This window comes from Ammoniphilus sp. CFH 90114, from assembly GCF_004123195.1.
Classification (GTDB): Bacteria; Bacillota; Bacilli; order Aneurinibacillales; family RAOX-1; genus YIM-78166.
Genome location: NZ_SDLI01000017.1, coordinates 1 through 24,841 on the forward strand (window position 1 = coordinate 1; position 24,841 = coordinate 24,841).

Annotated in this window: 26 protein-coding genes and 1 pseudogene; 8 read left to right on the forward strand and 19 right to left on the reverse strand. The window is 38.0% G+C overall.

What is annotated here, in order from left to right; genetic code table 11:
• From EIZ39_RS23260 to EIZ39_RS23280, 5 genes are all read right to left on the reverse strand, one after another.
• A partial coding sequence (locus EIZ39_RS23260) for a DNA-processing protein DprA (RefSeq protein WP_205668626.1) occupies positions 1-461 on the reverse strand: 461 nt, incomplete at its 3' end.
• On the reverse strand, positions 462-1,352 hold the full coding sequence (locus tag EIZ39_RS23265; RefSeq protein ID WP_129203418.1) for a YifB family Mg chelatase-like AAA ATPase: 891 nt from the start codon (positions 1,350-1,352) through the stop codon (positions 462-464).
• A gap of 19 nt (positions 1,353-1,371) precedes the next feature.
• On the reverse strand, positions 1,372-3,078 hold the full coding sequence (locus EIZ39_RS23270; RefSeq protein WP_129203420.1) for a recombinase family protein: 1,707 nt from the start codon (positions 3,076-3,078) through the stop codon (positions 1,372-1,374).
• Between the two features lie 242 nt (positions 3,079-3,320).
• Positions 3,321-3,950: a recombinase family protein gene (locus EIZ39_RS23275; RefSeq protein WP_129203422.1), complete on the reverse strand. Its 630-nt coding sequence runs from the start codon at positions 3,948-3,950 to the stop codon at positions 3,321-3,323.
• A complete protein-coding gene (locus EIZ39_RS23280; RefSeq protein ID WP_129203424.1) occupies positions 3,947-4,144 on the reverse strand; it encodes a hypothetical protein in 198 nt (65 codons plus the stop codon). Before EIZ39_RS23280 ends, EIZ39_RS23275 begins: the two co-directional genes overlap by 4 nt.
• A gap of 1,315 nt (positions 4,145-5,459) precedes the next feature.
• Here EIZ39_RS23280 and EIZ39_RS23285 point away from each other — a divergent pair.
• The 3 genes from EIZ39_RS23285 (at position 5,460) to EIZ39_RS23295 (ending at position 8,027) form a co-directional block, all read left to right on the forward strand.
• Positions 5,460-6,083, forward strand: coding sequence for a sigma factor-like helix-turn-helix DNA-binding protein (locus EIZ39_RS23285; protein ID WP_164985279.1), 624 nt, complete (start codon positions 5,460-5,462; stop codon positions 6,081-6,083).
• Positions 6,080-6,880 (forward strand): hypothetical protein, encoded by an 801-nt coding sequence (locus tag EIZ39_RS23290; protein WP_129203427.1) that lies wholly within the window; start codon positions 6,080-6,082, stop codon positions 6,878-6,880. The genes EIZ39_RS23285 and EIZ39_RS23290 overlap by 4 nt, the downstream gene beginning before the upstream one ends.
• A gap of 436 nt (positions 6,881-7,316) precedes the next feature.
• On the forward strand, positions 7,317-8,027 hold the full coding sequence (locus EIZ39_RS23295) for a DUF559 domain-containing protein (protein WP_129203429.1): 711 nt from the start codon (positions 7,317-7,319) through the stop codon (positions 8,025-8,027).
• A gap of 204 nt (positions 8,028-8,231) precedes the next feature.
• Here EIZ39_RS23295 and EIZ39_RS23300 read toward each other — a convergent pair whose 3' ends face one another.
• The 4 genes from EIZ39_RS23300 to EIZ39_RS23315 all read right to left on the reverse strand — a co-directional run bounded on the left by EIZ39_RS23300 (position 8,232) and on the right by EIZ39_RS23315 (position 11,372).
• Entirely contained in the window at positions 8,232-8,954 is a 723-nt protein-coding gene (locus EIZ39_RS23300) for a hypothetical protein (RefSeq protein WP_129203431.1), read from the reverse strand.
• A gap of 1 nt (position 8,955) precedes the next feature.
• Positions 8,956-10,041: a ComEC/Rec2 family competence protein gene (locus tag EIZ39_RS23305; protein WP_205668627.1), complete on the reverse strand. Its 1,086-nt coding sequence runs from the start codon at positions 10,039-10,041 to the stop codon at positions 8,956-8,958.
• Between the two features lie 98 nt (positions 10,042-10,139).
• The gene (locus EIZ39_RS23310) at positions 10,140-10,811 is read right to left on the reverse strand and encodes a magnesium chelatase domain-containing protein (RefSeq protein ID WP_240675922.1); all 672 of its coding nucleotides are present in this window, start codon (positions 10,809-10,811) and stop codon (positions 10,140-10,142) included.
• A 27-nt stretch (positions 10,812-10,838) separates the two neighbouring features.
• The gene (locus EIZ39_RS23315; RefSeq protein ID WP_129203435.1) at positions 10,839-11,372 is read right to left on the reverse strand and encodes a transposase; all 534 of its coding nucleotides are present in this window, start codon (positions 11,370-11,372) and stop codon (positions 10,839-10,841) included.
• A gap of 215 nt (positions 11,373-11,587) precedes the next feature.
• On the opposite strand from EIZ39_RS23315, the gene EIZ39_RS23320 reads away from it, so the two are divergent.
• From EIZ39_RS23320 to EIZ39_RS23340, 5 genes are all read left to right on the forward strand, one after another.
• Positions 11,588-11,866, forward strand: a complete 279-nt coding sequence (locus tag EIZ39_RS23320; RefSeq protein WP_129203437.1) for a hypothetical protein — start codon at positions 11,588-11,590, stop codon at positions 11,864-11,866.
• An 805-nt stretch (positions 11,867-12,671) separates the two neighbouring features.
• Positions 12,672-12,860, forward strand: a complete 189-nt coding sequence (locus EIZ39_RS27805; protein WP_368666355.1) for a type II toxin-antitoxin system RelE family toxin — start codon at positions 12,672-12,674, stop codon at positions 12,858-12,860.
• A 310-nt stretch (positions 12,861-13,170) separates the two neighbouring features.
• Positions 13,171-13,377: a type II toxin-antitoxin system HicB family antitoxin gene (locus tag EIZ39_RS23330; RefSeq protein ID WP_205668628.1), complete on the forward strand. Its 207-nt coding sequence runs from the start codon at positions 13,171-13,173 to the stop codon at positions 13,375-13,377.
• Positions 13,377-13,601: a type II toxin-antitoxin system HicA family toxin gene (locus tag EIZ39_RS23335; protein WP_129203441.1), complete on the forward strand. Its 225-nt coding sequence runs from the start codon at positions 13,377-13,379 to the stop codon at positions 13,599-13,601. Before EIZ39_RS23330 ends, EIZ39_RS23335 begins: the two co-directional genes overlap by 1 nt.
• Before the next feature lie 545 nt (positions 13,602-14,146).
• The gene (locus EIZ39_RS23340; protein WP_129203443.1) at positions 14,147-15,598 is read left to right on the forward strand and encodes an ATP-binding protein; all 1,452 of its coding nucleotides are present in this window, start codon (positions 14,147-14,149) and stop codon (positions 15,596-15,598) included.
• A 445-nt stretch (positions 15,599-16,043) separates the two neighbouring features.
• On the opposite strand, the gene EIZ39_RS23345 is transcribed toward EIZ39_RS23340, so the two are convergent.
• The 10 genes and pseudogenes from EIZ39_RS23345 to EIZ39_RS23390 all read right to left on the reverse strand — a co-directional run bounded on the left by EIZ39_RS23345 (position 16,044) and on the right by EIZ39_RS23390 (position 24,800).
• The gene (locus tag EIZ39_RS23345) at positions 16,044-16,388 is read right to left on the reverse strand and encodes a type II toxin-antitoxin system PemK/MazF family toxin (RefSeq protein WP_129203445.1); all 345 of its coding nucleotides are present in this window, start codon (positions 16,386-16,388) and stop codon (positions 16,044-16,046) included.
• A complete protein-coding gene (locus tag EIZ39_RS23350) occupies positions 16,388-16,600 on the reverse strand; it encodes a hypothetical protein (protein ID WP_129203447.1) in 213 nt (70 codons plus the stop codon). The genes EIZ39_RS23345 and EIZ39_RS23350 overlap by 1 nt, the downstream gene beginning before the upstream one ends.
• 427 nt (positions 16,601-17,027) lie before the next feature.
• Positions 17,028-17,177: pseudogene (locus EIZ39_RS23355) on the reverse strand (UDP-glucose 6-dehydrogenase); the annotation flags it as partial.
• A 193-nt stretch (positions 17,178-17,370) separates the two neighbouring features.
• Positions 17,371-17,823: a transposase gene (locus EIZ39_RS23360; RefSeq protein WP_129203449.1), complete on the reverse strand. Its 453-nt coding sequence runs from the start codon at positions 17,821-17,823 to the stop codon at positions 17,371-17,373.
• Positions 17,824-17,967: 144 nt separating this feature from the next.
• A complete protein-coding gene (locus tag EIZ39_RS23365) occupies positions 17,968-18,369 on the reverse strand; it encodes a hypothetical protein (RefSeq protein WP_129203450.1) in 402 nt (133 codons plus the stop codon).
• Between the two features lie 304 nt (positions 18,370-18,673).
• Positions 18,674-19,699, reverse strand: a complete 1,026-nt coding sequence (locus EIZ39_RS23370; protein WP_129203452.1) for a GDP-mannose 4,6-dehydratase — start codon at positions 19,697-19,699, stop codon at positions 18,674-18,676.
• A complete protein-coding gene (locus tag EIZ39_RS23375; RefSeq protein ID WP_129203454.1) occupies positions 19,674-21,050 on the reverse strand; it encodes a UDP-glucose dehydrogenase family protein in 1,377 nt (458 codons plus the stop codon). The genes EIZ39_RS23370 and EIZ39_RS23375 overlap by 26 nt, the downstream gene beginning before the upstream one ends.
• Before the next feature lie 264 nt (positions 21,051-21,314).
• Entirely contained in the window at positions 21,315-22,229 is a 915-nt protein-coding gene (locus tag EIZ39_RS23380) for a Cof-type HAD-IIB family hydrolase (RefSeq protein ID WP_129203456.1), read from the reverse strand.
• An 85-nt stretch (positions 22,230-22,314) separates the two neighbouring features.
• A complete protein-coding gene (locus tag EIZ39_RS23385; RefSeq protein ID WP_129203458.1) occupies positions 22,315-23,775 on the reverse strand; it encodes a lipopolysaccharide biosynthesis protein in 1,461 nt (486 codons plus the stop codon).
• Between the two features lie 68 nt (positions 23,776-23,843).
• A complete protein-coding gene (locus tag EIZ39_RS23390; protein WP_129203460.1) occupies positions 23,844-24,800 on the reverse strand; it encodes an ATP-grasp fold amidoligase family protein in 957 nt (318 codons plus the stop codon).
• Between the last annotated feature and the right edge of the window lie 41 nt (positions 24,801-24,841).

A 24,841-nucleotide genomic window follows, 5' to 3' on the forward strand; every position in this document is an offset into this window, starting at 1 on the left:
TTATCCAATCCGCTAATAACCGGAATGTGGTATTGAGCGAAGGTTTCTGCCGCATGAACCGCCACGCGCTTTCCATACTCACTGCAACGAGTCGTACCCACGATGCCGACTCCGACACTATTTCCCCTCAAATATCCACGATAATAAAAAACGAGAGGAGCTTTAGAAATCATGTTAAATTCATGAGGGTATAGAGGATCTTTGACGGTTAACAGCTGAATTTGTTTATGTTGCATGTGGTCCAATCCCTTTTTGGCTTTCTCCAAAGACCTCGATAACCGGATTCGATTCGCCAGATGTGGGCCGACTCCTGAAACCTCAGCTAATTCCGATTCATGAGCTTGAAAGATCGCTTCCGGCGTCCCAAACCGATGCAGCAGCTTTCTTTGCATGACCGGGCCCACCGACGGGATGTCCGTCAACCATATCCAATACAGAAGGTCGTCTAGGTTTGCGATCATCTATACCACCATCCCTTTCTGATCCTTATCTAAGTCCCGGGCCGTCAAAGCCGAAGCCACATCTTTCTGGCGTATCTTGGTTGCTCCCTCCAGATCGGCATAAGTACGTGCTAGCTTCAAAAATTTATGAAACGTCCTGGCACTGTATTGAAACCTTTCGTAAGCTTTTTGCAACAGTCGCATCCCTCCTTCTTCTAGTTCACAGTAGTCATGGATCATCCCCGAGGTCATCTGTGCGTTGCACGTGATCCCCTTATATCCGGAATACCTTTTCTTCTGAATAGCCCGAGCCGCTTCAACCCTTTCACGAATCTCTGCCGAGCTTCTCCCATGATAACCATTCGTTAACGAAAAGAAATCCACAGGTTGAATATACTTCTGGACATCCATGCGGTCGAGGATCGGACCCGAGATCGTCTGTTGGTATTTCAGCACCTCGTAATCCGTACATCGGCACCTCGGTTGTCCATAGTACCCGCATGGACAAGGATTCATGGCCGCCACGAGCATGAAGTTGCAGGGGTACGTGTTCGTGGACTTGACCCTCGTAATCGTCACCACACGATCCTCGATGGGCTGGCGCAATCCATCCAGTGTTTTCTTCTGAAATTCCGCAATCTCATCGAGAAACAAGACCCCATGATGAGCCAATGAGATCTCACCTGGAGTCGCGTAATTCCCTCCCCCGATCAAGGAATTCGTCGACGCATTATGATGAGGATCGCGAAACGGGCGCTCACGGATTAAATCCCCTCGATGCTTCAATAAACCTGCCACGCTATAGATTTTCGTCACTTCCAAGGACTCTTCCTCGGTCATACTCGGCAATATCGTCGGAATCCGCTTCGCAATCATGGATTTTCCACACCCCGGTGGACCGATCATCAGCATATTAGACTACAATATCACGCTATAATTCCGTATAATCTGAACCATAGTAAACTTGAGGGTACACGCTCTCTACAAAGTCCTCAGTTACCAGATGTTCGTACTTCTTAACCATGTCGAGCAATATTGCTTGTTGTTTGAATACAACATCAAGCGTACCGTTTTCAAGTACTAATACTTTTTCAATTGCTTCTGTAATGTTCTCACCCGTATAGTCTTTATCCTTCACAAGTCCAGCAATTTGAGCAATACCCTCACTTAACTTTTTAATGTCTTCTGACAGTTCATCATTTGTTTTTGAGTTTTCTTTGATAAGCACTTCAACGCTTGTTAGTTCTTTTTCGATGGATTCCATGGTGTCATCAAGAAGTTGCTCGTCAATCTTCCCTTTCAAGTAAAGCGGAAGAAGCTTTTGCTTTTGCTGTACTAGCTCGTCTCTTTGGATAGTAAGTTCTTCCACCGTTGATACTTTGTCAGCATCTATTTGCTTCTCCAAGTACTTCTTCATATCCTCTAAGATTTTGATTTGAGTTTCCTTCATCTCATCTACAGCTTCAGCATATCCGTTGGTTGCAAGTTCAGACAGGAATTCCTGTAACTTCTTCAGGGATACATTTGGGTTGCTACACTCAATAGTACCTTTAGTTTTCTTAAGGCTACAATTGTAAAACCTTCTTCCTTTGTCTACATTGGAAGTATACACGCTTCCGCATCTTTTACAATAAATCAAACCCGCATATTCACTTATCCCCTTGTACTGCCCCTTTTGCCATACATAGTTCACATTGCTCTCTCGAATCTTACAGCATAGCTCAAATAGTGTCTTGTCAATTATAGCTGGAATTCTTGAATCCTCATGGATGACCCACTCATCTTTGTCTTTCACCTTTGGATAAGAGTTCTTGTTGAACACCGTTCCAGTGTCATACTTGAGCCTTGCATTGATACCTGCATACTTCTCATTGGAAAGCATTCTTTTTAACGAGCTTGAGCCAAATTCTCTCCCATTCCTTGTCTTAATGCCTTCGTCATTCAGAATGTTTATGATTCTCCTAAATCCTATTCCTTGACTGTAAAGAGTGAATATTTTCCTGACTACTTCCGCCTCATGAGGGATGACTTCAAGAGAGTTAGATTCTCTAAGGTATCTATATCCATAAAGTCTATCGTTTGTGTGAACTACACCTTTCTTCGCACCTTCTTCATGTCCAAATTTCACTTTCCTTGACTTATCACGACTTTCATTTTCATCAAGTTGAAGAAAGATGGGTAACGTTTCTAAATCCCTAGGTCTATCTGTTGAGAAATTTTTGTCCAAAAAGTCAATGTAAACTTCTTTCTTTGCCAATTCCCTGATGATTTGAAGAACTAAGATATTCCGAGCAAACCTGCTCGTATTTTTAACAATAATTCTATTAAATTTTGGTTCTCTAGAGGTGCTGGCAAGGAACATGTGTCCAACTTTGTCTTTCCTCTTATCATTATCATCATTGTAAGCAAGAGCTAGATCAAGCCCCGCATCGTAGAGCATGTCATTGAATTGCTTACGGTTGTTAAGCGATGTTCCTGTTGTTCCTTTATCAGCATAAATTTTATATAGTTCATACCTAGAGTCTTTTGCAATCTCCCTGTGAAAATATGATTGTTGATTCTCAAAGCTGTTCTCTTGGTCTTTACTGTTAGTACTTACTCGGCAATAAGCGCATACCTTTACTTTTTCCTGCTCCATGGAGAACTCCTTTATCTGTTGATTTGCCTGATTTGCCTGCAACAATTGTAGCACAATGTCATTTGCTTATAATCAAGTTACTTATGATGCTGTACAGCCTGTCTTAGATAGTCTCCAAACGCCTAAGCACTGCTGTATTACTTGCTGTACATACCTCCTAACCTCTCCACCTATTGCCATACGTCCTGTATCATCTTAATCACAAACACATTAATGTAATGGTCGTTAACCTCTAGCTCTTATCATGCTAGTTTCTCTTCGTATTCTTTAACGATTTTATAAAATGTACTCTTCTTCAAATCTAGGTCATTCATAAGCTGTACTGCCGTGATCTGACCATTCTTCCATTCTGGGTACAAAGATTCTAAGGTACGCTTTTGCTCCTTTGTTAAGCTGTCTAAGGTCATCTGTGGTCGTCCTAGATGCTTACCTTTAGCCTTAGCAATGGCAATCCCCTCTGCTTGCCTCTGTTGGATGTTCTCACGTTCTCTCTCAGCTACGAATGACAAGACTTGCAATACTAGATCACTAACGAACGTGCCAAGCGTGTCTTTGTGCTGTGTTGTGTCCAGCAGTGGCATGTCCAATACCTTGATGTCTGCTTTAATTTCTTGTGTGATCTCCTCCCATTCTCTCTTTATCTCCTTTGAGTTTCTACCAAAACGGTCTATGGACTTGATGTAAAGTAAATCTCCTTCACGTAGGTTGTGTTTTAACGCTTGATATTTAGGTCTGTTGAAGTCTTTACCGCTCTCCTTGTCTATGTATATGTCTCTCTCAGAAATGCGTAGAGCAAGCATCTCTTTAAGCTGACGAGCTTCATTCTGGTCTTTGGAACTAACCCTTATGTATCCGAATGTTTTGCTACTCATGTTAAGCCCTCCCCGTTCATGTAGATTTGAATTTTCCAACACTCTCTTTGCTCCTGAAGCTTACGTTGTATAGCTGGGTCTAGAGATAGAATGTGTTGGTTAAACAGTCTGTCATTTCGTTTTTCGAGTGCTACATCAAGAAAATGATCAAGAATGAAGATGCCAAGAATAATGCAGATAACTAGCATTGTCATGTGATTGCCTCCCTCTGTTTTGTAAGTATATTTTACCAAAAACAGTCCGTAAAGGTCAATTGTAGTTTATAAACGTTTGTAAAATGATTTAACAACTTTTACAGACAAAAAATAAGACGTTCTTTAAACGTCTGTTAAGGTATACCTTTCTGGACGGTGCACTTAAGTTAGGATAACTAGGCATAAGGGGTGGGGGAGTTTACTAAATAAAAAGAAAAGAATGTTCAGATATATACCGGAACTACTCGTCAATTAGCATTCATCAAAAATTTTATCGTATGTAAATGACTTTTCTCTTTATCATCTTGTGAAGTTCAGATTTTAAATACAGAAAATCCCAGCGATAATTAACGCTAGGATTAACCTTTAAGAGAGGTATTAACAGGGTGAAGATTACCACTTGTACTTACCGATCTAACCATCCATTTATCAATATCATTGAACAAAATTAGATATAAAAGATTGGAATTTATTTTGCTGAATTCCACTTAAGATCCCCTATAGTTCAATAGCATTCGGTGGTAGATTCATGATTTTCGCCGAACTCGGTGGGCGTGATTTTTCGGATTCCCCGGCCCAAATATTTCCGGAACAGGTGGCGGTATTGGTGGAATACACATAATGTCGTCTTTCCCGCATTTCATCATCTTAGATTCTATTAATGAAAGTCGGACTTGATTTGTACTAACTAACTGAATGAACTTACTGCTGAAATGGCATTTACTTAATTGCCATATATAACCTCTTCACTCTTTCAGATTCAAATCATCTTTCAAACCTTCACGATAAGCCACTTCTGAGGCGAATACCCACATGCTATTAGCGTGGGCTTCAAGGTCAAAGAAATCTATAACTGCTATCTGACCTTTTAGCTTTTTTCAGTAGTGCCATGAAGTCTTCCTTGGTTTCAGCGAAGGATTGGTCCTTAAAAATTTCTTCTTCCACCAAGCAATTGTTGATTTTCTCTCTAACAATTGATTAAATAAGCCTCTCCATCTCCCCATCCCCTTAATTTGAATATTAATCCACCTCACTACAAGGGACAGATTGCAAACATTGTGTGAGAGATTATTGAACAATATTCTCGCTCTTTCTTTAATACCCCCTAAGTACCAGAAGAACTAATAAAAAAACTAGTTTGCAATTACCTCGCAGACAAATATTATCCGTATGTATTCATCCCTAATTTACCACGTTAAAGCATTGAAATATAAAACAATTAACAGAATAAGCTTCCGTTCGAGGGTTGCATCTTTTCGTTTGAACCTCTTTGTACATTGAAAAACTTATGAACCAAGTACAAGGAGTGAATAGAATGAAGCGAAAAGAAATTATTGGTATGAAGTATGGACGCTTAACTGTAATTGAAAGAATTGAGGGAAGTAACTACTACCACTGCCAATGTGACTGTGGTAATGAAAAAAAAGTAAGAAGAGACGGTCTTACTACCGGTAACACTCGTTCTTGTGGTTGTCTCAACAGAGAAGCAATTATAAAGCATGGACTTAGTAAGGTATATCCAAATCTTTATAGCACTTGGGGCAACATGAGGCAAAGATGTAACAATCCAAATCATAGGGATAACGCAGACTACGGAGGAAGGGGAATCAAAGTTTGCCCAGAGTGGGACAGCTTTAAGAACTTCTGTGAATGGTCTTTAGCAAACGGCTACGTTAAGGATGACCGTTCAATTAGTATTGACAGAATTAACAATGATGGTAATTACTCTCCTGATAACTGTAGGTGGACTGATAGGATAACACAGAATAATAACAGGCGATGCACAGTGAGGACTATGGTCAATAATAAAGACCTAACACTCAAAGATATTGCTGAGGAGTATGGCATAAACCATGAAACTGTGAAAAGTCGGTATAATAGAGGACTGAGAGGCGAAGACCTTATAAAGCCTGTTGTGCTAAGGGGTTTACCAACATGAGCTTAACACCTGGAGTCTCTCTCAAGACAGGAGAGCATGGCATTCTAGTCCCTTCAGGTCAAGGATATAGAATCATATCTCCTGCTCAAGATTATGCATATACACGTAGACAAACAGGTAGAAGTCATGAATTCACGTTTTCGTCAATGGTAGAAGTTCAGGAGGTTATTGGAAAGCTTGAAGACAAACATTGTGGATACTTGCTTGTTCTCCAGAGCTATACCAATTTTGAATGTATCTTAGTCCGTAGCCAAAAGAAAATGCCAATGAATAAAAAGGATATTGCAGAGGTTTTAGGCTTGAAAGAGACTGCTTTTCGTGACTTCTTTAAGGCTATGATAAGCAACAATATCATTATGGAAGATAAGGAAACGGGTATAGTTAAACTCAATCAAAGGTATCACTTCAAGGGTAAATTAAAAGAACTTGATAAGGTCTTGAAGACTTTCACGAGTGGTGTTCGTGAATTGTTTAAAATGTATAATGCAAAAGACTTGGGTTTCCTTTATAAGATTATGCCCTACGTCCATTACAGGGACAACTTGTTATGCTTAAACCCATTTGAAGAAAATCCAAATTTAATTTCTAGTATTAACAAAAGTGAACTTGCAGAACTAACTGGCACAACTAGACAAACAGTAGATGACAAACTTAACAAAATGAGACTAGGTCAATATCAAGCGTTTGCAACTGTAAGACGTGGCAACAAAGTTATGATATTCGTTAATCCAATGATATTTTATCGTCAAAGTGGATACCCTGACAAAACTCTTCTAACAATGTTCCTCGCCAAGTGAGTGTTAAAAAATACGAGGAATTTTGGACAAGTATGTAAAAAAATGCGAGGGTTGTCTTATGAAGTCAAACCTTATGGTATTACTGACTTCAAGGACACTCTCCCCTCTAAAATCCAATGAAATATTTCTTAATCTTGAAAGGGGTGTGGGGACGATGTCCCCGCTCCTAAAATTAATAATTACCGCAATCCTAACCTCGCTGACGGCGTCTGCTTAGCACTGAATTAAATCATTCAGATACATATTAACAAACCACAAGGCTGAGCGTCTTTCTCAGCCTTGTCGAACGTGCGGGGTTCGCTCCCCGCTACTTACAGATAGACAAAGGCTAACTCCTTAAGCTCGCACCATCTTCCTAGAGGTTATATGTCATCTAAAAGGGTATAATAAGTGTGTTAACACCCATAATTTGGAACTTATAAGGAGGTTGTGAGAAATGGATGATTTGAACCATCAAGCTTATGAAATACTAGGCAAAGTTAAGAATGTATTTCATCTTATTAAACCAACAAATTGCGGACTCCCTTCTGACAGATTCTCAACAGTGGAGATGGTAGCTGAATATTATGAGGTAGAAAAAGATACTGTTAACACTTTACTGCGAAGGCATAGAAGAAGATTAAAAGAACTAGGAATAGTTAAGTTAAGTGGTGCGAAGTTAAAAAGTTTAAAATTTCATAACAGATACGTAATAGGCGATAACACCCCTAGTCTTTTAGTTATTCCCGGTCATGCATTTTTAGAGATCGGTGTTTTACTCAAGTGTAGTGTTGTTGCTCTCGAGGTCTGTAGAGTTATCATTAGCACTCAGACTCCTGGGTTTGTTGAATCATTAACAAGAATCAACGGTTTTTTAGTAAAACAAAACAGTTTGAAGAAGGTTTTAAGTGCAACTTTTGAAGGATTCCCCTTGGACATGGAAGTATGGATTGATAATAAGTATCGAGTGGACTTCCTAATTAATAATAAGGTTATTGTTGAATGTGATGAATTTGGTCACAAAGAAAGAAGCAACGCCAGCGAAAAAGAAAGGGAATATTACATACGACAAAAAGGATACCATATTATTAGGTTTAACCCTGATAGTGAAGATGATTTTGAATTGTGTAAGCTAGTTAAAAGAGTAGTAGAAGCGCTAATGATCTAATACTACTCGTAAACCTCTTACTTATGAACAACAGTGTTCATAAGTAGTTGCCCCCGATAAACATAACCTACACTAATAACTCCACCCTGACAGACAATTTCATTCCTAAATACTTATTATCAGACGACATTCAAAGTTTTAAGAGATGCCCCTAGTCTGAGCCATTTCTCTGATTATCTCGAGAACATCCCAAATGAGAACCTATTACGATGCTTGCCTAACACCATCACATGTTTCAAGAAGTGCGATTCCATATGCTTTTGCTTGCAAATGCACCCACTCGCTTGAAACAACAAACATCCAGATGTAAAGAAAAATAACCGGAATTACAATACTGCACCATGCTTCTACTGGAACATCTTTGGTAGCCAATCCATACCGATGATTAACTATGATTACACTGCCAGCTAAAGATAACAAAGAAATAGTAATAGCTAATGGCTTCAACCCCCAAAGGTTACGTGCGAAACCATAAGCAACATTTTTAGAAAAGACAAAGCTAGTACTTCCATATTGTTGCCTCAACCAATTCACAGCTGATCCGTACATTCTATCGGCTCGTTCCTTGTCTTGAAACTCCAACTCTCTAGTAGGTGGAGAGAATCCCGGTACATTGGCTTGTAGATATTGATGATACCTTTGTTTTGTTTCCTCAGCTATCTCTGTATCAAGATGTCTAAGGAATCTAACTGTGGGCATACCATCCCAACGCTCAAATAGATGTTTTTCCTTCCTTTTACCTACATTCCTTGTGGTACTAGCGAGTAGCATGGAAAGAGCAAGTACTACAATTGAACCCATCAACACTGAAGTAGCGTCAATAAGACTTGGGAAAAGTAAGCATACACAGAACATTATAGGAAGCAAAATGACGACAGCAGGAGCTACCCTTGCCTGCATATCATACTTGTCAGGTAATAACTCCATATTATTCATCCACCTCATCTGAGAATTCCATTGGCTCTGCAACAGTCCATCCATCTCGAGCTGGGAAGTTATATCTTTGACCTTTTGTAGACCCTTTTGTTGCGATAACCTTTGCTCCTCTACGAATAAAAGCATTTACTACATTAGCTCGTGGATGTTTTTCCGATTCCTTAGAAGCAGACACGAATGCAACCTTAGTAGTCTTAGAACCCTTCTCCACCTTTTCTCCTACAATACGATTTAAAACCGAAGGAGACACATTTCTCCGACTACCATGGTGTGGAACTTGAATAAATTTACATGTAGTCAGATCAATGTCATTACTCTCTGCGTAATCAGCAGCCTTGTTTAAAGCCTCTATTCCAGCGTCTGCGGTCAAGAGAATACTATGTTCATCTAACTTTGCAAACATTACCACACTGCTATTATTCTCTGCAGAGGTTTTACCATCTTCACTTAGACTATCAACATCCCATAATTCCTTAATCTTAGCTATTACGGCTTGCCCAACTTCAAAGATTGATCTTACAATAGATGCTTCTTCCTTTTTCTGTTGCTCTGGTGTGGATCTAAATTCGGGAAGAAGCTCCTGATACCACGGTTTGCTCGGAGATAATACAACGAAATCTCCTATCTTCTCTCCTTCAAAAGGCTCATAGATGTCAATTCCTTTTTTAATGGCAATCTCTTCCAAATTACGCGCATGGTTAAGTGCCTCCTGAAGCCTTCTGTACAAACTATCTTCCGTTATGCGCCCGTCTTTAAAAGCTTCTCTAATATCCTGACTATGTTCCCAAGGGCGGTGCATCCAAAGTTGTTTTACTTCAAGCTCTTCTAAAACAACTGTTAATCCAGAGGCATGGTCTGCGTCTGGGTGTGAGTTGACTACATAATCAACTACTGTCGTACCATAATATTTTTTTATATGATCAACTAATGCTCTCCCTGAATCTTTTGTTCCACCGTCAATGACCATAATCTTATAGTCGTCTGGATAACCATATCGAATGGCAATAGCATCCCCACTTTTACTACCATTCCCGACTGGTAAGAAATCAATTTCATAACCGAACTTTGTCTCTGTCAATTTAATCTCCCCCAAAAATAGTTTAAGTTTCCTTACAAGGTAAATTGTAGGTCAGTAAAGGTCAAATGTCAAACAAGGTCAAATTCTGTTGTTTTTACTCAGCTATTGAACTTGTTATTGTCACACAACATCAGCATATTATGTCCTCCTGCCGCTGCCAGCACCAAGTACTCAATCAAGGTGTCTTGTCCTTGCACTTCCTTAAAATCCAAGGTCGATGCCGGTAGGATCAGCTTGTCCGGTCGTTCTTTAACAGCCAACTTCTCATTCCCGCGTAGAAATTCTACTACATCTTGCAACCGGGTAAATCCATGCACCTCAATTCCCTTGACCAGAGAAGCTTCCTGCAAATTCTCCGATGGAACAATCAACTGTTCAATCCCCATCTCTTTCGCTCGAATCGCCATCGGCAGCACACCGGTACAAGGTCTCAGATGACCATTCAAGGATAGTTCTCCAATAAATCCAAACTTCCTCAGCTGAACCAAGGGCATCAATTGCTCCGATTGTTCCAGCAGGCCCACCGCCATCGCCAGATCGTAATGCGTCCCTCTCTTCTTCACATCACTTGGAGCCAAATTCACTACAATCTTCACCTTAGGAAATTCATAGCCCGCCTGAATCATCGCCGCTTGAAGCCGCTCCCTAGCCTCCTTAATCGCCATGTCCCCCAATCCCACAATCGTCACCGACGGCTGACCGTAGATCAGCTCCACTTCCACTTCGACCCGGTATCCATCCACCCCCGTAATCGCAAAGCTATTAATCACCGTTGCCAATATGCTTCTCCTCCTTTATCATCTAGACTCCACATACTTTCTGTACCTTTCCACTCTGGGCGGCGCAAAATAATCGAGGATCTTCCCTATTTTGACCAGAGCGTCTTCCCTCTCTTCCATATAAAACCCGTAACTGCTCCAAGGATAGTCCAAGGGCCTTTCTACCATATTGGCCCGTACGGGATTCAGATGAATATACTTGCTAATTTCTAATTGATAGTCATCTCTTTCTATTAGTTCCGAGCAATAACGCCCTTGAAACAGATGACCGACAAAATGATACTTCCTGTTAAAGTAAATCGCATAAACCATATTAATTCTTTTCATGACTTGCCCGACTTCTAATTGATGGGTTTCGAGTTGGAGATGAACGTGATTCGTCATGAGACAATACGAGTGAAGGGTGTAGGGGTAGTGTTTTTGGGCTTGCCTGAGGGTCGTGAGGTAAAATATCCGGTCTTCATCATCTCGGAAAATATCGTGGCGATGGTTCCCCCGGCACATAATATGATACGTAGCTCCCGGGTACCAGATCCGATGTTTCCTGGGCATAGCAGACTCCTTTCATTATTGTAGGGGCAACACAACTTGGGGACAAAATAGAGGATGGACGGGGACATCTCTTATATTACTATAATTTACTAAACTTTTAAACTTCAATTTGAGAACAGTCTCGTTGGCGAAGGAATGTGCGGAGAGCTTTGCCGTTGGCAATTATGATATAATGTTTAATAAGTACTCGGAATAATGAAGGTAGGTGTTTTGAAATGGAGAAGATCACCTCATCAACAGAACTTATGGATGCTATAGATAAAATGAACAGAAAAAATTCCGTATGTAGTACTTTTATTCCTGGAAAAGGCAGGTTTACCATCGTTCTTCAGGAGGAAGACACAACTTCTATTGAATTTGATACCAATTCAGATACAGATCTAAAACAGTTGATTTCAAATAGTCGGAAAGCATACACAAAAGGAAAAGTTCTTACCACAACAGAGCTTATCAAATCGCTAACACCAGAGAATTTTGTTAATGAACAAAAATAAAGTGGTTTGGCCAGACCCAGTTAGAAATAAGCTTCTTTCTTTTCGAAGTGCACACTTTACACCTTTCATACTTAAACTTTAGCGGAGTGAGGGACAGTCTCTGATTATGAGGTAAAGCGTAGCTTTCCCTTCGGCAATCACAGTTTGCTCCCATACCAAACTAAAAAAATGTTTTGTTCCCGGAATTCGAATAATCCCCCTACGGTCTCTATTGTCGATAACAATTTGAATAACTACTAAGATTTCATGTATAATGTATTTAGATAAAGCCTATGAATAAAAAGAGTCAGGTGCTGCTAACACCTGACTGCGCAACTACATGCCGCATGAAGAGCGGCTGACCTTGAAAGTTTAGATGTAATTAGGAAAAAGTAACTACCCTATTCTCTTGGCCGTGAGCGGGGCGGTTACTTTTTTCTATGTACGACGATCATCACAGCAATTGTAATAACTCCTATCAAAACTAAATTTGATGTGAGTGCTATCATTATTGCTTCATACGCCGTCATGTTACCACCTCCCTTCTATAGGGGAGTGGCCAACCGCCCACCCTGCAATATGTAATTGCTTCTCTTATCCTATCAAAACTCTCTACCATAGTCTATCTGTAACCATACCTCCTTCCTATTATAAAAATAGTTTTAGATAAGGGAAAATTGATAGTCAAGGTACAAAATGCAGGTATTGTTACTATCCTCAAACGTCCAATAGCTGCTCAAAAAGTTGTTTTCTTGAGGTGGGTGGCTTTCTTTCGCGCTATGCTTAAGGCGATATTTGCAAATTAAATTCTTCTACGAGAAAAAGAATTTTAGATGCAATGGTATCACTAGCTGAAAACCCCTATGCCGAAACAAATGTTAAAAAATCAAGAGGAGAAGAAGATCTATATAGAAAACGTGTTTGGGACTATCGAATTATATTTACAATAAATGATGGTCAATTAGTTATTTTGGTATTAAAAGTAGGCAGCAGAGGCGATGTCTACAAAGAATAGCATGATGTTATTATCTCTCCAACCAACAAACAAGTGTTGGTTTTTTTGTTATTCATACCAAAGTGATATAGAGTTAATAGTTGAACGACAAATAGCCTCCCACTCAAGAAATATACTCTTGAGTGGGGAGGTTTACTTTCATACTTTAGCGGAGTGAGGGACAGTCCGGACAGTCCCTCATCACAAGGTAAAGCGCAGCGCTTTACCGTCGGCAATCAGGGTCATTTTGTAACGGCAGTAACAATATGGTACAATTATTATATTAGTAACAATGGGTTATAATAATAATTAAAAACTGGAGGTGCAACAATTGAAACTCCCAGTGATATTCTACCCAGGTGAAGATGGTATGGTTTTTGCAAAATGTCCAGTATTACCCGGATGTGTTTCACAAGGTAAGACAAGAAACGAGGCCCTGGAAAACATTAAAGAAGCCATTGAAGGTTGTATAGAAGTTAGAAGAGAAATGGGATGGCCTGATACAGAAGAAATGATTGATGTGGAGGTTGCTTTATAATGCCTCCACTACCAGTTGTATCAGGAATGGAAGCCCGACGAGCCTTTGAAAACGATGGGTGGATTTTTAAACGACAAAAGGGAAGTCACATGATATTGACCAAGCAAGGTATGAGAGTAACATTATCAATCCCAAATCATAAGGAATTGGATAGAGGAACTTTACGATCGTTAATATCTGATATTGGATTAACCGTTGATGAGTTTATGAATTTATTAGGCTAATATTTTATAATCTATAAATCCTTCTGTATAACCAACATCATGTTGGTTTTTTATTTTGGATACAACTCATTCTCCGCCCACGGCACCCCTCAAATCTATGTCTATCTTATCTTCTATAGTGATTATGAAACTTACACTTCATTTCCAACAAATAGCTATACCTTCAGTGTGTTAATAAAGTAACAAAATATTGGTATTGTAACTGTAAGTGATCGGCAAATAGCCTCCCCAATCAAAAGATATCTTTTTGATTGGGGAGGTTTACTTTCACACTTTACACTTTAGCGGAGTGAGGGACAGTCCCCTACCCAAGGGGGTATCCCCGAGGCGATCATTCACCTATGTGGTGATAGCTATCGAATGAAGCATAGAAGTACCATTTTTGGAGAGAAAACTGTTCAAAATTAATCAGCAAAAAGTGTTCAATTTATCTTGACGGTCACACAAGCATGTTATAATTAGCAATTAAATCATATTAATGTAATGTATACTTTACATTAATTGTGATATAATGATAAGTATAAACAAATGAAGGAGGTGTTGTGATGCAATTTATTTCGCAAGAAAAAATTCTCAAAGTACTGATTGGGTACAATCCCTGGTGGACTGCTTCCATAGTCCCACGGGAATTCACCAAACCCGTAAAGCGCTTAGCATTTTATGAAGCCAATAAACTATTTAACCATCCCTCCATACGTAGAGAGGTCATTTTATCAGGACCCCGAAGAGTTGGTAAAACAACAATATTATACCAAACCATAGAACAAGTAATGAAAAATATATCTCCTAAACAAATCTTATATGTATCCTTTGATCATCCCATGCTGAAATTATGCGACATTGGTACGATTATCGAGGTTTTTATTAATAATATCGCATTAAATTCAGAAGAACTTTATTTATTTTTTGATGAAATTCAATATGCTTCAGATTGGGATACTTGGCTTAAGACCCTTTATGATCAAAATCCTTATTATAAAATCATGGCAACAGGATCAGCTAGCCCCATATTAGCTAGCAAAATGTCAGAAAGCGGAGTTGGACGTTGGTCACAAATCAAAATTCCTACCCTTTCTTTTTATGAATATATAGAATTGCTGGGAATCGATATGCCAAATATAAAAGAAGGAGTTAAACCCACGGCGCTTGCTGCATTGAAAAAAGAAGATCTTGCATCTCTTATGGTTTCATTACAGCCTCTCCAGAAACACTTTCACCAATACCTACTAATTGGTGGATTTCCTGAAGTGGCACTCTCTAATGACGTTCCCTTTGCGCAAAAAATTATCCGCGAAGATGTAGTTGATAAAGTCATAAAACGGGATATGGTATCGCTTTTTGGAATAAGAAATGTGGCGGAACTTGAGAAGATATTTTTGTTCATCTGTATGGTAAGCGGAAATATTATTGTTCAGGATACAATTGCAAAAGAAGTAGGTGTATCAAGGCCCACCATAGCAAATTATCTTGAGTTACTTGAGCAAGCAAACTTAATTTACATTAGCAAACCTACCGAAATCAAAGGAAAAAAAGTCCTCAAATCAAGACCAAAAATATACTTAGCTGACGCTGCCATCAGAAATGCTGTTCTTATGTTAGGCGAAGAAGTCTTAACAGACCCTGATGAAATGGGATTAATAATTGAAACAGCCGTCTATAAACATATACTTTCCTTTTATTACAACCAGCGGCCACAAGTAGGATATTTCCGTGACTCAAATTCGAAAAAAGAAATTGATGTGGTTGTTTCTTTCCCTATGGGAAGGATTATTATAGAAGTTAAATACCGTGAGAATTCTACCATATCGGAAAAGGAAGCCATTGTAGAATGGGCCAATCATGAAACAACAAAGGGGGCCATTTTGATTACAAAAAACAGTGATGACTATGGTATTGCTGCTTCTCATGTAACGAAGACCCCTATAATACGTATCCCGGCTTTTGCTTTCCTTTACCTCCTTGGCTATGCAGAAAAAGAACATTATAAGCAATCCTAATTTTTCTTCATTATATTCAACTTCAATTGAGTAACAAAAGAAGCCCACTCCGGTGAAAGACCGAAGCGGACTTACTCTTCTTTTTTGTTTAGTCTACAAAATCATTATGCGTTTTAGGTACAGTTACAAAATAGGGATTTTGTAAGCTAGGTGAACGACAAATTACCTCCCCAATCAAGAAATTATCTCTTGATTGGGGAGGTGTTACTTTCATACTTTACACTTTAGCAGAGTGAGGGACAGCCCCCTACCCAAGGGGGTATAACCGAGGTGGTCAATATAGTACAAAGCATAAATGTAAAATTTTTCAACTAATTCCAGTTGGTAACACTCATGCAAGGCCACTGGACAGTCCCTGGTCACAAGGTAAAGCGCGCACCGCTTTGCCGTTGCCGATCATGGGGTCAGTCAACTCTCTGAGGGGGTATAACCGAGGTGGACAAATTTACCCTAATTTATATTTCCTATACTCTTTAAGTACATTATTAAAGTCGGCCGGCTTTAATTCCCCTCTAGGGTACTGTCTGGATATAATTCGAATAGGCATTTCAGTATCAAGTTCCACATATGATGGCTTGTCCAAATTAGCGTCTCGCCAAAAAAATATAGGAATACGATACGGATACTCACTGGTTGGTCCTGTACCGGTTATTTTAAGCGAAAGAGCAAGAGCTGTTCCACTCGAAGAAACAGCCAAAATTAGAGCCGGGCGAATCTTCCCCATTTCTTGGCCCGGTTTGATTGGTGTTTTAAAAGGAAAATATAAATCGTATATTTCTCCCGGCTTCATTAATCATTCAACCACTTTTTATGTTGAGGATTATTATGATCGAAGTTCAGAACCACTCCATTTTCACCAACTATTAAGGGTTCAATACCATTAAAGAGTTTATCGACATTTATACTCGCTGAAATTTCCTTATTAATCATTTCGATTCTTTGGTCAGAGCTAATTCGAGTGATTCGATTTCTGGGATTTGCCTTCAGTGCTCCTCTTAACATGTACTTCCTCCTCATCCTCACTTGCATACCGCCTTCATAATAAAAGATAGTATTAGTATATGCAGTTAAGGAGTTAATTAAGCTACTTTTATTTATGTAAATTTTCAATAAAGATAGACCTTTAGATGATCTTAATCAAACAACCTTGTCTTTTATTATATCACAAATTAGAATCATTTAAAGATTGTCCTTATAATAGTGGGGATACTTAACAGGAAATTTTGGTCTTACTACATTCTCTTTGAAAAATCTTCTCTAGTATTGAAATATACTAAAAAACTTCATATACCATTACAAAATAAAGGTTTTGTTACTTTAAATTGATATAAGCCCACTCCGGTAATGAACCGGAGCGGGCTTCACTTTAGCACTTTAAAGATCAGCGGGACTGACCCCTACCCGAGGGGGTATCCCCGAGGCGGGCACTAGCCTCATAAATGGGAGACACCCCGGACTTCATGAGGTTAACTTTATTCTCATCAATATCAACACAAGTCACTTGATGACCCACTTCAGCAAAACAAACGCCGGCCACTAGACCGACGTAACCTGTTCCTGATACTGCTATTTTGCACATTGAAAATTTCCTCCGATAAATAATAATAGTTTATCACTTATAATTCATCGCTCTTTTAAGAGATCATTAAATATTTACGATAACAGCTAAAAGCCTGACACTAATCACCAGTTATCAATATGAAGACATATCACTTTCACACTTTAGCAGAGTGAGGGTCAGACCCCTTTCATGAGGTAAAGTGCGGAGCGTTTTACCGTTGGAGATCACGGTCTTGAATTAATTGACCACTCCTTAGATCGATTTTATGTTGGGCTAGAATATCTCCATCGACATGTTCTTTAATGATCAGTTGATGATCTTTAGTTCCTGTTACATAGCCGACGGTGTCTGGGTGACGGTATGTACCTAATGGCACAGAGTAACGATTTGACTTATACCTAATGGTGTTGTCCTTTCGAACGGACCTTGTTATACTAGAAGAGTCAATAGCTGAAAAGCTGAGTGAATGAGAGACGGGTCGTAAGTGTAACTTTTCCAGGGTGAACACTTCGACCGGTCTCTTTTTTGTGGTATTGTGGATTTTCCCATTCCCGCTTCGATTTAGCCACTGGAGACATTGTTCATTCCACTTTTCTAAGTTCGTGAAAACACGATGGTTCGCAAAATTCTTCTTCACAAAACCGACCACATTTTTAAACGGCATTTACTTTACCACTTTAAAGAACCGCGGGACTGACCCCTACCCGAGGGGGTATCCCCGAGGCGATCATTGATTTTAATAAGCCATAATGTACTAGGCCTGACCAATTATAGACAGTCAGACCTATTTTTCACTTACTATAGCGAGTTATGTTCGACAAACTTCGACTGGGGTCAGACCCCTACCCGAGGGGGTATCCCCGAGGCGAGCATTATCTATGTAATACATCTCCATTAATCTCTCAAAGTCAGTTCCAGATAAGTCATCAATTTTGGAATTCAATAATTCTTGGTCTGTTAAACCCTTTTTCATTGACTTTCCAGTGGACTTCTTTTGCTCTTTTTTTATCTTTGATTTACTTCTTCTATATCTAGTCCAAACAGCTCCAACCATTTCAGCGGCGATTAAACTTAACAACAAGAGCCCCACAACTACTAGATAATTATTACTTTCTAATATATAAAAATAGAAGGATAATGATCCAATTGCAAATAATCCTCGAAGTATGTATGTAACATTTCTTCCTTCGCTCCAATAAGTTCTCGCCATAGAATTACTCCTCAGACCACCTTTATCCAAAAGACATCTTTTTATTGTTTTCCCTAACATTTAAGTATGTCAATTCCAGACTCTAGGCAATTCATAGGCTGGAACCCGGCATACTTCCCTGGAAATCATTGTGTTTCATAAAACTATCCAGAAATAGAGCCACTAAGACCATCTTTCCTCCCTAAATCACTGGACTTAGCCCCTAAAAGATAAGTAGGATAAAATTGAATTCAGTGGCTAGTTTGTTATAATCCTTTTTATTGCCACCGCCCTCGACAAAATTCGGGCGGTGACAGGCACTCACTTATTTCACCTTATAATACTCCACATACCAATCCGCAAACTTCTGCAGGCCTACCTCAATCGGCGTTTGCGGTTTAAAACCTACAGCTTCCTGCAACAGATCTGTCGATGCATAAGTAGCTGGAACGTCACCTGGTTTAATCGGCTCAAATACCTTTTCAAATAAAACTTCTCTACCTAAAGCATTAGTTAAAGCCTTTTCTAATGTCTCTATAAAGGCCATTAATTTTTCTGGATTGTTGTTTCCAATATTGAAAACCTTATGAGGAACGGCATCTTCAGGTGGGTTTCCCATAAGTCGTTCTATTCCAACTACTATATCGTCGATATAGGTAAAGTCACGATAAAGGTCATTTTCAAAATCACCGTTATTAAAGATTTTAATAGACTCTCCAGCAAAATACTTATCCGTAAATCCAAAGTAGGCCATATCCGGGCGTCCCATAGGACCGTATACGGTAAAGAAGCGTAGACCTGTAGCTGGAATGTTATAAAGATGACTATAAGTATAGGCCATCAATTCATTCGATTTTTTCGTTGAGGCATAAAGGGATACAGGAGTATCTACAAAATCGGATTCTTCAAAAGGCACCTTTTTATTCGCACCATATACAGAGCTCGATGAGGCATAGACTAGATGTTCCACGGGATTGTGTCTGCAAGCTTCAAGAATATTATAGAATCCTATAATATTGCTTTGAATATAGACATCCGGGTTTTCAATAGAATAGCGTACTCCAGCTTGAGCAGCTAGATTTACCACAACATGAGGCTTATATTCCTCAAATAGTTGGCTGATCATCGCTTTGTCTGAAATATCCCCTTTAATAAACGTAAGTCTCTCATAAGGCTCAAGTTGTTCCAAACGAGCATATTTCAGATTTACATCATAATAATCATTTACATTATCTACACCGATAACCCGGCAGCCCTGATCCAATAGTTTCTTCGAAAGGTAATATCCAATGAAACCTGCAGATCCTGTAATCAGGAATGTTTTACTAGAGTCCAATGGTTTGTAACTCACGATGCTTCGACTCCTTTACACCTTCTCTAAAGACGGATTGTCTTCCAATGGAGTGATACTCCACCCCTGCGTCTTTCATCTTTTGAACACTGTATAGATTTCTACCATCGTAGATAAGCGGGGTTCTCATCAATTTCTTATAAGTTTCAGGATCAACAGCTTTCACTTCTCCCCACTCTGTGAAGATGAAACAAACATTCGCCCCATCTAAAGCATCCTCGATACGCTCAACATAGGTCATGTTCCCTCTGCCATTCTGACCTTCTGGATATAATCTAGCAAAGTTATCCTTACCAACAGGATCGAACGCATAAATGTCTGCTCCCTGCTCTAATAAGAGAGGAATATTCTCGAGAGATGCAGCCTCCCGTAGGTCATCTGTTCCCGGCTTAAATGTTAATCCGAGTACTGCAACCTTAAGACCATTGAATGTAATTAATCGCTTGCTCGCTTTTTTATATAACAACGTTTTCTGGTCTTTATTCACGTCTATGGCGGCTTTTACAGTTCTTAATTCATAGCCATGCTGTTTAGCAATATACTCTAGTGCTTTTGTATCCTTAGGGAAGCATGAGCCTCCAAAACCAATCCCTGCATTTAAAAACTTACTTCCAATACGCCCATCAAAACTCATTCCTTTTGCCACATCCTGAACATCCGCACCGACCAACTCACAAAGGTTAGCTATATCATTCATATAGGAGATTTTTAGTGCTAGGAAGTCATTTGAAGCATACTTGATCATTTCTGCTGATCTTCTATTAACGGAAACGATAGGTAAACCAAACGGTTCATAAATACCCATTAATAAATCTTCCGCCCATTTACTTTCGGTTCCAATAACTATTCTTTCCGCATGTAACGTATCATGGACAGCCGATCCTTGAGCGAGAAACTCGGGGTTGGAAGCTACTTCTACTCTTACATCATGGACTAGGAAATCCTTAATAAATTGCTCGACCTTATCGTTTGTTCCAACCGGAACGGTAGATTTTACAACCACCAGGCAGTCCTTTTCTATGGATTCCGCAATTTGCCTTGCAACCGTTGCTATGTAGGATAAATTGGCAGAACCGTCTGGTTGCTCCGGTGTACCTACACCGATAAAGATCGCATCTGCATCTTTGTATGCCGATTGAAAATCTGTAGTATAATCAATTTTTCCTGCTGCAAAGTTTTTCTGCATTAACTCTTCTAAACCAGCCTCATAAATGGGAGACACACCCGACTTCATGAGGTTAACTTTATTCTCATCAATATCAACACAAGTCACTTGATGACCCACTTCAGCAAAACAAACGCCGGCCACTAGGCCGACGTAACCTGTTCCTGCTACTGCTATTTTGTACATTAAAAATTTCCTCCAATCAACAATAATAGTATTTTCACTATTAATTCATCGTTCCCATATTATAAGAGATCCTTAAAATATTAGCGCAGATAACAGCAAAAAGCCTAACACTAATCGTCAGACTAAATATATCCACTTATTAAGACAATTTGAAAGTAATTTAATTTCATACTTTACACTTTAGCAGAGTGAGGGACAGTCCCTGATCACAAGGTAAAGCGCGGAGCGCTTTGCCGTTGGCAATCAATCACATTTTCTGTAGTGCTAGCTTGATGACATTGGGGTCTGACCCCTACCCGAGGGGGTATTACCCCCGAGTCGATCATTTTCATCACCTACAAACTTCTTTAGTGCTTTAAGTACACCTTGATTCTCATTAGTATCAGTAATATACATGGCTGCTTGTTTCACATAATTACTTGCGTTCCCCATTGCAAAACTGTTTTTAAAGTATTTTAGCATCTTTACATCATTACCTTCGTCTCCAATAACTAAAACATCATCATTTAACAAGTCTTCCGAGTTAGTTATCTGCAATAACGCATCTCGTTTATTAACATTCTTTCTCGAAATTTCTATCTTCTTTTCTTCCATTAAAGTAATGTTGTAATTAGAAAAATGGTCAGTAAACTTTCCGAAATATTCATGCATATCCTTGCTTTTAAGTTTATTAGTGTGAATAACTACTTTTTCAATATCAACAACCTGTGAAGAAATGAAAGGAATCATAAATGTAAAGGTATACTTTTTCCTTCCATTTTTCTTTAGTAATGTTCGACATAATGAATATATTATTCTTTTAAGTGGTGTTTGCTTATTTAATAGTACAAAGTCATTTTTGTTATTATATAAGGTAACATTAAATGAATAGTTTTTTATATGATCTAATATGAATATTACATCTTTTATAGTTAGAAACTGATTATTTATTATTTGGTTATTACTAATGTCCCAAACATATTGACCATCACAGAATACGATATACCCTGTTTTAAAATCTAGCATCTTTAGGGAGTCTATATATTCTGAGATTTCATTTAACCGTCTTCCCGTAATCAAAACTAAAATTCCTTTTTTACTTTGGAATTTGATAAGAAATTCAGTAGTTTCTGAATCAATACTATTATTATTTTTAAGCAAGGTACCATCTAAATCAGTTGCTATTAATTTTATTTTCATTTACACGACTCCATTTTCTTTTTGGGTACCAAATATGGTAGTTTTTCCTTTACAAAAAGTATTAATTTCTACAGCACAAACAATACTACAGATTTAATTTTTGACTTTTCTTTTTAAGGACTTCAAATATTTCCATGCGGATACTTGGAATTAATAAAATAATCATAAAGTAAAAAACAATACATAAACCAATAGAAACAACGTTCCAATAAATTTTATTACTTACCATCTGTATTAATTCTGCAAACAGACCCATTAGTGCAGAACAAAAAATAATTGGGAAAATATTTTTTATCATCTTCAACGGTGATATCTTAAATATCATATATAATAAAAGAAAATGAACTAGAACAAACTGTAAACCAATCAAAGATCTTGCAATGACTAGTGTATTAAAACCATATTTCATACTTATATAGCAAGTCGGTATTATTGCAATAATATGCAAAAGCTGAGCTAATAAGGATATTTTCGGAAGACCCTTTGATCTATAGACTTCACTACTCAAGTATGAAAATACAATCGACGAAGAGTTTATCAGACCCCATAACCCAATTAAGAGGCTTGCTTCAGCCCACTGACTTCCAAGTAAAATATAGGTGATAGTGTCACGGTAAATAAATATTCCAACTCCCATTGGTAACAGGAATATGCTAACATATTTTTGAAATTTAAATAATGTCTCATTAAAGGAATTTTCATTATCTTTTAATCGCGATAATGCTGAAAATAATACGGTTGCAATTGAACCTGCTACAAGTCCTAAGATGCCATTAACCATGTTAATGGAAGTTTTATATATACCTAAATAATAGGAATTAAGTAAACTTGAAATAATAAAGATATCAACCCATGAAGTAAACCATATTGAAATAGTTTCTAAAAGAGACCAAAAACTAAATGAAAACATTTTCTTTAGCATCATAAAGCTATAAAATGCAGTTGGTTTCCACTCTGATTTTATTGTCAATATAATAGCATTTGATAGACTCCCACATATAGTACCTATTATTATTGACCAATAACTTAAGCCATAAAGGGCTAGTGGAATAGTGACAAAGAACGGTATACATATTCCAAATAACTTTACATAAAAGAGAGTTTTAAAATCAAAACTACGTCTGTATAATGCCATTTGTATGCTCGAAAATGACGTTAATGGTAGTGAAATACCTGCTATTACTATTACTTTACCTAAACCGGGATTACCTGCAAACGTAGCTATTTGCTCAGAAAATATAGAGATAAGTAACCAAATTAGAAATGATATTGTTAAATTAGTCCAAAACGCAACATTTGCATATCTAAACTTTATCTTATTATTTTTAAAGTCCTGTTGAATTAGGTATTTTTGAAAACCAGCATCTGCAAACATATCAGCAAAACTTATTATCATAGTTACTGTAGCAATAACTCCAAATGCTTCAGGCGTTAGAATTCTAGCCAGTATCATCGTTGTAATTGGAGTTATTAGTTTTGAGATGGTTGATGTTATTGTTGACCATTTTGCTGCATTGATTATTTTACTATTTAGATTACTAACCAACTTTATATCTCCTTATTCAATCTAAATTACAACAAACTCCATGTTGGCTATATTCTCATAAAATATTTTTAATTTACTTTTTTGGTGAGATCAATTTGATAATTATCTAAATTTATCCACGATCCTATTAATAGATCCATCTCTTGTGAATGCACATTAATAAATCCGCCAGCACTATAAAATGTCAATTCACCAAAAAATATTTTTCCATCGACGTTATATAAGTCTACTCTTACGTGAGGAAAAGGTTTACACAATTCTCTAACAATTTCTACCATTTCTTCAAAATTATCAGGGATTTTAATAGATTCTGGGGCAATAGCAACATCTTCTTTAAAATATGAATCGATGGAGTTCATCTGCATATCAAACTTATGATTTCGAACATTATGTTCAAACTCACCATAAGAAACCATGAAATATTTTGGTTCTCCGCTAAAGCAATAGAATTTGTAGTCTGTCGGTAAGTTACCATTTTTATCCTCCAAGCACTCCTCACAGAGAATAAGTGGTTTTATGTTTTTATATCCCCATTCTCTCATAGTATAGTAATGATTCCGCTTCAGTAAAACATTGTAATATTTTTTTAGGTAATCGTAGTCTACAACTTCATTTCTGTTTATTAACTTGTTAGAACCTTGGATGTGATTACATTTCAAGAAGAACTTATCTGGCAATGCTGAAAAATCTATTTCATTTGCATTACGATATACACCATATGTTTTTTTTATAATATGTTCAAAACCACAAGCTTTTATATACTCATTTACGTAATATTTGTCCGAACAAAGCGTAACTAAGGGATTTCTATAGTATAACTTTAAAAAAATTACCTTTTCAGAAAAGGTTTTTGGACTAGCTAAGTTAAGATTTTTTTGCTTCTTCTTTTTATATAGACGCTTATTCATTTCTTCATCACTAATCAAAAATGCTTGGATTCTACCTTTAAAGTTTAAGAACCTCCTTCTATATATACTAACCCATTTGGTATTCATAAGACTTCTAAAGTATTTATTCTTAGTCATATTTACCCCTTTTCCAAATAGTTATTAGAACAACTCTTAAG